This window comes from Photorhabdus sp. P32 (assembly GCF_038085095.1).
GTDB classification, from domain to species: domain Bacteria; phylum Pseudomonadota; class Gammaproteobacteria; order Enterobacterales; family Enterobacteriaceae; genus Photorhabdus; species Photorhabdus luminescens.
In genome coordinates, this window is the sequence record NZ_JAZGJN010000089.1 from 1 (window position 1) to 976 (window position 976).

Below are 976 nucleotides of genomic sequence, written 5' to 3' on the forward strand. Positions count from 1 at the left end.
TAAATTCCCCTCTTAAATCAGGTAATCTACCGCTAGGATAAGCTTCCGCCAACTTCGGATATTGTAATTTATTAAAAGGTGAACCATTACAAATGAAATAACCGAAAGGTGGAGTGAGTAACGGCCAGGGAATAGGAGAACCCACAGGTATATTGATGCCGCGCACGATAAATTTCCCTCATTCGCGCAATAAATGAAGCGGTAATTGAGTTTCATCTATTGAAAAGTTTTTACATAACTAACCGTCATAGATATGACTGTAGTTTATCCAATTTACCCATTTTTCCTCTGAATCTGTAGCACGGTAACTAATTCCGCACAGTTAGGCGATATATTCTGCACTCATTAAAATGGGGTTAAGACCTCTATCATAATGCACAGTGCAGAATAAAATGCCTAATCAAATGAAAATGGTTGGAATGCATTCAGCTATGATTTTAGCTGAACTTGGACCTACCTCTGATGTAAAGCTATTTTAGCCTTATAAACTTCTATCTTGAGACTAAGCAGTTATTAAGAAGCACCGGCAAATTCGCCTAACCAAACGAGAAGAATGAGCGTATAGATAGGAAAAACGTGAAGCCATTTGCGGAATTCAGCATATAAGTTAGCAATACGCAACGCGTAAAAATCGTTAGTCAAACTAAGGGAGCCGAAGTTCCGGAAATTGGGGAAATCGCTATAGCTGAAAAGGCCGACCTTATGACCTCATAAACCAGCTACCCTTTCCAACTTGGAACGGAACCGTTTAGTTACATCTATCTGCGCAAAAAGAGCGCAGATAGTTCCAATTATCATGTTAGCCAAGTAAAACGTGTATAGGTACTGCATAACACGGAGTATAAAAAACAACTTTAGGGATATTAAACCCTAATTGTTCTACCACATAGTTAACTATGTGAATCCCCTTTAGCTACGCTATCTGATGAAACTAGCATAGATAGAAAGTTATCAGCATATCGAGGAATATTTTCTT

The 976-nt window shown here is 38.4% G+C and carries 1 pseudogene; it reads right to left on the reverse strand.

The annotated features are described in order from the left end of the window. Positions 1–151, reverse strand: a pseudogene (locus V2H77_RS00390) (phage tail protein); the annotation flags it as partial. Positions 152–976: the final 825 nt, after the last annotated feature.